Origin of the sequence: Pseudomonas sp. VA159-2, from assembly GCF_024126635.1 — a bacterium.
GTDB lineage: Bacteria > Pseudomonadota > Gammaproteobacteria > Pseudomonadales > Pseudomonadaceae > Aquipseudomonas > Aquipseudomonas muyukensis.
In genome coordinates this window covers 20,778-28,181 of sequence record NZ_JAMYBV010000040.1, presented here as the reverse complement: position 1 = coordinate 28,181, position 7,404 = coordinate 20,778, and the positions used below count along the sequence as shown (strand labels likewise).

The 7,404-nt window shown below is 68.1% G+C and carries 6 protein-coding genes; all 6 read left to right on the top strand.

The window, feature by feature from the left end; all coding sequences use genetic code 11:
* The first annotated feature begins 571 nt into the window (after positions 1 to 571).
* Genes NJG22_RS23285 through NJG22_RS23260 form a run of 6 tightly spaced genes read left to right on the top strand, consistent with a single transcriptional unit; the run spans position 572 to position 7,395 of the window.
* Complete coding sequence (locus NJG22_RS23285; RefSeq protein WP_134693940.1) at positions 572 to 1,531, top strand: MoxR family ATPase; 960 nt, start codon at positions 572 to 574, stop codon at positions 1,529 to 1,531.
* A gap of 5 nt (positions 1,532 to 1,536) precedes the next feature.
* Entirely contained in the window at positions 1,537 to 2,481 is a 945-nt protein-coding gene (locus tag NJG22_RS23280) for a DUF58 domain-containing protein (protein WP_217848893.1), read from the top strand.
* Between the two features lie 13 nt (positions 2,482 to 2,494).
* The gene (locus NJG22_RS23275; protein ID WP_217848895.1) at positions 2,495 to 2,989 is read left to right on the top strand and encodes a DUF4381 domain-containing protein; all 495 of its coding nucleotides are present in this window, start codon (positions 2,495 to 2,497) and stop codon (positions 2,987 to 2,989) included.
* Positions 2,982 to 4,058 carry a VWA domain-containing protein gene (locus NJG22_RS23270; RefSeq protein ID WP_253098184.1) on the top strand — a complete coding sequence of 359 codons (1,077 nt, stop codon included), beginning with the start codon at positions 2,982 to 2,984 and terminating at the stop codon, positions 4,056 to 4,058. The genes NJG22_RS23275 and NJG22_RS23270 overlap by 8 nt, the downstream gene beginning before the upstream one ends.
* A complete protein-coding gene (locus NJG22_RS23265; RefSeq protein WP_253098182.1) occupies positions 4,055 to 5,773 on the top strand; it encodes a VWA domain-containing protein in 1,719 nt (572 codons plus the stop codon). Before NJG22_RS23270 ends, NJG22_RS23265 begins: the two co-directional genes overlap by 4 nt.
* Positions 5,770 to 7,395, top strand: a complete 1,626-nt coding sequence (locus tag NJG22_RS23260; protein WP_253098180.1) for a BatD family protein — start codon at positions 5,770 to 5,772, stop codon at positions 7,393 to 7,395. The genes NJG22_RS23265 and NJG22_RS23260 overlap by 4 nt, the downstream gene beginning before the upstream one ends.
* Positions 7,396 to 7,404 lie beyond the last annotated feature (9 nt).

Sequence of the window (7,404 nt, the reverse complement as noted above, 5' to 3'; positions counted from 1 at the left end):
TCAAAAACCGACCCTGCCAGTTAAAGACTGTTACCTATGTGCGTGAACTGATTTGTAACCCATGTGGGTGAGTCATACCGCGCAGCGTTTTTTGGTTACTTTTTGTCGCGTTTGACAAAAAGTGACTCGCCGTAAGGGCGAAAAGGTGACTAAGCGTCGATATAGCCAATGAATGCGCTTACATCTGTGAATACCCACGCCGACCGACTTTGACTTTGACTTTGACTTTGACTTTCAGAGCGTAGGTTTTAAAAGTTATACGCTATTTCATTGACGATGGCGACGCATACTCACCTTTCGGCCCAACGGCGGCCTACTTCTCTCCCTTGGAAAAATTAGACCTCCTCACAGGTAATAGCTGACCTAGAAACAACCACCGCCAACACACAAATGACTCGCAACCCACGCCCCACCCCCCTCGCGCAATAGCTACCCATAGCCCCGCACCTATCCTTTATACGATTTTTGCAAACCGCCATTGGTCGCCACCCCCCCGGATGGATTAAAGTATCCACCCCCGCCCGGCAACCGCTCCCAGCGCGCCAGGGCCCATCCCCAGGAACCCTCGACGATGGAACACCGTGAGGCGCTGATCGCGCTGCGCACCTTTCTCTCTTCCCAGATCCTCGGCCAGGAAAAACTGGTCGAGCGCCTGCTCATCGTGCTCCTGGCCGACGGCCACATGCTCGTCGAAGGCGCCCCGGGCCTGGCCAAGACCAAGGCCATCAAGGAACTCGCCGAAGGGATCGAAGCCCAGTTCCATCGCATCCAGTTCACCCCCGACCTGCTGCCCGCCGACATCACCGGCACCGAAATCTATCGCCCGGAAACCGGCAGCTTCGTGTTCCAGCAAGGTCCGATCTTCCACAACCTGGTGCTCGCCGACGAAATCAACCGCGCCCCAGCCAAGGTCCAGTCGGCCCTGCTCGAAGCCATGGCCGAACGCCAGGTCAGCGTCGGGCGCAGCACCTACGAACTGTCGCCGCTGTTCCTGGTGATGGCCACGCAGAACCCAATCGAACAGGAAGGCACCTACCCGCTGCCCGAAGCCCAGCTCGACCGCTTCCTGATGCACGTGAAGATCGGCTTCCCCGACGCCGCCGTCGAACGGCGCATTCTCCTGCAGGCCCGCGGCGAGGCGCTGGGCGGCGAGGTCAAGCCCGAGCGCCGGGTCAGCCAGCAGGCCATCTTCGCCGCGCGCAAGGAAATCCTCGGCTTGTACATGGCCGACGCCGTGGAGGAATACCTGGTGCAACTGGTCATGGCCACCCGCACCCCGGCCAAGTTCGACAGCGAGCTGGCCGACTGGATCGCCTACGGCGCCAGCCCGCGCGGCTCGATCGCCCTCGACCGCTGCGCCCGCGCCCACGCCTGGCTGGCCGGGCGCGACTTCGTCAGCCCCGAGGATATCCAGGCGGTGCTGTTCGACGTGCTGCGCCACCGCGTCATCCTCTCGTTCGAGGCCGAAGCCGCCGGGGTCGACCAGGACCGCGTGGTCCAGCGCATCCTCGACGTCGTCGCCGTCGCCTGACCCATATGCCCACCGCGCACGTGGCCGAACCCGGCATCCGCATCGGCCTCGCCGAGCTGATCGACATGCGTCACCGCGTGCGCGAGATCCAGCTGTTCTCGCGCCCTGGCCAGCGCAGCCCGCTGGTCGGCCTGCACCACTCCCGGCTGCGCGGACGCGGTGTCGACTTCGACCAGGTGCGCGTGTACCAGGCCGGCGACGACGTGCGCAACATCGACTGGCGCGTCACCGCCCGCACCCAGGAGCCGCACACCAAGCTGTTCCACGAAGAGCGCGAACGACCGATCTTCATCATGGTCGAGCAGAGCCAGCGGCTGTTCTTCGGCTCCGGGCTGATGTTCAAGTCGGTGCTCGCCGCCCAGGCCGCGGCGCTGTTCGGCTGGGCAGCGCTAGGCCACAACGACCGCATCGGCGGCCTGGTGTTCGGCGACAACGACCACCTGGAGATCAAGCCACGGCGCAGCAAGCAGAGCCTGCTGCAATTGCTCAACCGCCTGGCCAAGGTCAACCAGGCCCTGCACACCGAAGCCGTGCCGCAACCCGACAGCCTCGGCCTGGCCCTGCGCCGGGCGCGCGAAGTGCTGCGCCCAGGCAGCCTGGCCATCGTCATCTGCGACGAACGCGCCCTCAGCGCCAGCGTCGAGCAGCACCTGGCGATGCTCTCGCGCCATTGCGACGTGCTGCTGATGCCGGTCAGCGACCCCCTCGACCACGCCCTGCCCGCCGCCGGCCTGCTGCGCTTCGCCCAGCGCAGCGCGCAGTTGGAGCTCGACACCCTCGACGCCAACCTGCGCCAGGCCTACCGCCAGCAAGCCGAGGCGCGCATCGAGCGCTGGGAGCTGCTGGCGCAGAAGCTGCGCGTGGTGCTGATGCCGCTGAGCACCCAGAGCGACATGATCGAACAACTGCGCGAGTACCTGAACGCGCAGCGCCCACGGAACGCATCATGAAGGGCGGCCAGCGATGAACCCGCTCGACCAGTTGCAGCCGCTGATCGCCCCGCAGGCAATCAGCCTGTGGCCACCGGCTCCGGGCTGGTGGCTGCTGCTCGCCCTGCTGCCGTTGCTCGGCTGGGGCCTGTGGCGCCTGCGCCATTGGCGCCCACGCAAGGCCCGGGTGGTGCGCGCCGAACAGCCCCTGGACCCGGTGCGCGTCGAAGCCCTGGCCGAGCTCGCCCGGCTGCCACGCCCTTACGATGGCGCCCCGGCCGGCGCCTGGCTGCAGCAGATCAACGCCTTGCTCAAGCGCTTGTGCCGCAACCACTATCCCGGCGCCAACAGCCACACCCTCAATGGCCGCCAGTGGCTGGCGTTTCTCGACAACCGCTGCCCGGCCGCCGGCCTGACCCGCTGGATGGTGCTGGTCGAAGGCGCCTACAAGCCCGAGTGCAAGCTCGACGACAAGGCCATCGCCGGGCTTGCCCAGGCGGTCGACACCTGGATCCGCAAGCATGTTTGAACTGGCCTGGCCGTGGATCTTCCTACTGCTACCGCTGCCCTGGCTGGCGCGCTTGCTGCTGCCCGCCGCCGACAGTGGCGAGCCGGTGCTCAAGGTGGGCTTTCTCGATGAGCTCGAAGGCCTGGCCGGGCGGCGCGCGCGGCTAAACCTGCCGACCTGGCGCCAGCAGGCGCCGTTCCTGCTGATCTGGCTGCTCCTGCTGCTGGCTGCGGCGCGACCGCAGTGGCTGGGCGAGCCGGTACCGGTGTCGGCCAGCGGCCGCGACCTGCTGGTGGCGGTGGATGTCTCCGGGTCCATGGACTTCCCCGACATGCAGTGGCAAAACGATGAAATCAGCCGCCTGGACCTGGTCAAGGCGCTGATGGGTGATTTTCTCCAGGACCGCCAGGGCGACCGGGTCGGCCTGATCCTGTTCGGCAGCCAGGCCTACCTACAGGCACCGCTGACCTTCGACCGACGCACCGTGCGCACCTTCCTCGACGAAGCGCAGATCGGCATCGCCGGCAAGAACACCGCCATCGGCGACGCCATTGGCCTGGCGCTCAAGCGCCTGCGCCAGCGCCCCGCGCAGAGCCGGGTGCTGATCCTGATCACCGACGGCGCCAACAACGGCGGGCAGATCCACCCGCTGACCGCCGCGCGCCTGGCCGCCCAGGAAGGCGTGCGCATCTACACCATCGGCATCGGCGCCAACCCCGAGGCCAGCGGCACCCCCGGCCTGCTCGGGCTGAACCCAAGCCTGGACCTGGACGAAGCCGCGCTCAAGGAGATCGCCGACATCACCCATGGCAGCTACTTCCGCGCCCACGACGGCGCCGAACTGGGCGCCATCGGCGATACCCTCGACCAGTTGGAACCAGTGGCCCAGCAGCCCACCCAGGCGCGCACCGCCACCGAGCTGTATGCCTGGCCCCTGGGCCTGGCGCTGTTGCTCAGCGTGCTCTTGGTGGTGGCCGTGCAGTGGCCGGACAACCTGCTGCAACGCCTGCTGCGCAAGCCGCGCTTCCTGCAACCGCACCCGGAATGGCGCCAGCGCCTCAAGCGCCTGCGCCTGAGGAGGCGACGATGATCGACCTCTGGCCACAATGGTTGCGTCCGCTCTGGCTACTGGCGGTGCCGCTGCTCGGCTGGCTGCTGTTCAAGCTCTGGCACCGGCGCAAGCGCGCCGGGCGTTGGCAGTTGATCCTGCCGCAGCCGTTCCATGCCGTGCTGCTCGGCGGCGGGCGCGGCGGCAGCGGCAAACTGCCCTGGATCGCCCTGGGCCTGGCCTGGCTGCTGGTAGTGCTGGCGCTGCTCGGGCCAAGTTGGCAGCGCCTGGAAGAAACCCGCCAACGCCCGGCCGACCCGTTGGTGATCTTGCTCGAGCTGACGCCGCAGATGCTCGCCGAGGACAGCGCGCCCAATCGCCTGGAGCAGGCCCGACGCAAGGTGCTCGACCTGCTCGAGCACCGCCGTGACAGCCAGACCGCGCTGATCGTCTATGCCGGCTCCGCCCATACCCTGGTACCGCTGTCCGACGACCTGGGCACCACCCGCAACCTGCTCGAGGCGGTCGACCCTTCGATCATGCCGCAGCCCGGCCAGCGGGCTGACCTGGCCGTGCGCAAAGGCCTGGCCTTGCTGGCCCAGAGCGGCCTGGGCCAAGGCCGCCTGCTGCTGATCGGCTCGGCACTGAGCGAACAGGAACGCGCCGGCATCCTCCAGGCCCTGGGTCGCCAGGGCCCAAGCCTGTTGATGCTGGGTATCGGCAGTGCCGAGGGCGCGCCGGTGCGCCAGGCCAACGGCGAGTACCTGAAGGACGCGCAAGGCGCCATCCTCGTGCCGCGCCTGGACAGCGCCTCGCTCAAGGCGTTCATCAGCGGTACCGGCGGGCGCTACCGCCATGCCCGCATCGACGACCTCGACCTGCGTGGCCTGGGGCTGTTCGACAACCCGCGCCTGCTGCACAACGACGGCCAGACCTTGCAACTGGACAGCTGGGCCGACCAGGGATACTGGTTGCTGCTGCCCCTGTTGCTGCTCGCCGCCTGCGCCGGCCGGCGTGGCTGGTTGTTCTGCCTGCCGCTGCTGCTGGCGCTGCCGCAGCCGAGCCAGGCCTTCGAGTTCAACGACCTGTGGCTGCGCCCGGACCAGCAGGGTCAACGACTGCTCGAACGGCAACAACCGGCCGCCGCCGCTAGGCACTTCGCAGACCCACAATGGCGCGGCATGGCCCTGTACCAGGCCGGCGACTTCGAAGGCGCGGCAGCGGCCTTCGCCCAAGGCAGTACCGCCGCCGCGCACTACAATCGAGGCAATGCCCTGGCCCGCGCCGGTGAGCTGGAAGCGGCGCTGGACGCCTACGAGCAAGCCCTGGAGCGCCAGCCCGAGCTCAAGCCTGCGCTGGACAACCAGGCGCTGGTCCAGCAACTGTTGCAGCAACGCCAGGCCAAGGCCCAGGAGCAACCCGCCGACGCCGATGCCCAGGGCAGCCCGGGCAACGACACCGAGGGCAACAGCAGCTCGGCCAGCAGCCAGCCCCAGGGCACGCCCGGCAGCGACGAGCAGGCCCAGGCCCAGGCTTCCGGCGACAGCAACGGCAACACCCAGGCGCCGCCCGGCAACGCCGGCGGCGACGATGACAGCGTCACCCAGCCGCCACAGCGGCCGCTCTCCACCAGCCTCGACGCCGAACAGCGCCAGGCCCTGGAACAATGGCTGCGGGAGATTCCCGACAACCCGGCAGAGCTGCTGCGGCGCAAATTCTGGTACGAACAGCAATTGCATCAGGAAACCCCACGATGAGTCGCCTCGGCGTCTGTCTCCTTGGCCTGCTGTGGAGCCTCGCGGCCCAGGCCGAACCTACCCTGCAGGCCAGTGTCGACCGCACGCGCCTGGCGGCCGGCGAAACCCTGGAACTGACCCTCGAGAGCCAGGACGTGACCCAGTTCGGCAAGCCCGACCTGCGCGCCCTGGAGGGCGACTTCGAAGTGCGCGGCACGCGCCAGCTCAACAGCCTGCACAGCCTGGACGGCGAAACCCGCGCCAGCACCCGCTGGATCATCACCCTGCTACCACGGCGCAGCGGCAGCCTGAGCATCGCGCCACTGCAACTGGGGCAGGCCCGCAGCCAGCCGATCGAGCTGCAGGTGCAGCAGGCCGACAGCCAGCGCCCGGACGTGGCCTCCCAGGTGTTCATCGAGGCCACCCTCGACAGCAATGTCGTGTATGTCCAGGCCCAGGCCGTGCTGACCCTGCGTATCTACCACTCGGTGGCGCTGTACGACGACAGCAGCCTCAGCCCGCTACAGCTGGAAAACGCCAAGGTCGACCCGCTGGGTGAATCGCGCACCTACGAAAAAGACATCAATGGCGTACGCCATGGCGTGATCGAAACCCGCTACGCGCTCTACCCGCAACAGAGCGGCCCGCTCGAAGTACCGCCACTGAAATTCACCGCCACCGCCGCCGACAACGGCGAACAGCCCGCCGGCACGCCGCGGGTCGGGCGCCAGGTGCAGGTCAGCTCGCTGCCGTTGCGCCTGGAGGTCAAGCCGATCCCTGCCGGCTACCCGGCAGACCGCCCCTGGCTGCCGGCGCGCAGCCTGACCCTGGAAGAACACTGGAACCCCGACCCGGCCCGGCAAGCCACGCAAATCGGCGACTCGCTGACCCGCAACGTCACCCTGCGCGCCGAGGGCCTGTCGAGCACCCAGTTGCCGCCGTTGCCGGCTACCGAGGCCGTCGGCCTGCGCCGCTACCCGGACCAACCGCTGCTGCGCAACGAAATCAGCGAGCGCGGCATGATCGCCAACCGCGAGGAGCGCGAGGCACTGGTGCCGACCCACAGCGGCCAACTGGCGCTGCCAGCGCTGGAGGTCACCTGGTGGAACACCCGCGAGGATCATCTGGAACACAGCAGCCTGCCGGCACGCACCCTGGATGTGCAGGACAATCCGGCCCTGAGCGCGGAAACCCCAGTGGGCGAAAGCCGCGTCGGCAACGCCCTGCTCTGGCCTTGGCAACTGGCCACGCTGGTGCTGGCCCTGACCACCCTGGCCGGCTTCGCCCTGTGGTGGCGTGCCCGCTCGCAACCGGCAGTGTTGCGCGCCGCGCAGAGCGGCCCAAGCCCGCGGACCCTGCTCGACGACCTCAAGCGCGCCTGCCAGGCCAACGACCCGCAGGCCACGCGCCAGGCGCTGGACGCCTGGGCACGGCAGCAGCCGGAAACCCTGGCCGAGATGGCGGCGCGCTTCGTGCCGTTGTCCGATGCGCTGGACGGGTTGAATGGAGCGTTGTACAGCGAGAGTGGCCAGTATTGGCATGGCGATGAGCTGTGGCGGGCGATCGGCACCATCCCGCCCGCCGAACAGGTGCTGGCGCCCTCGGGAGAAGCGGGTAGCCTGCCGCCGCTCTACCCCAAGTAGCCGAGCATG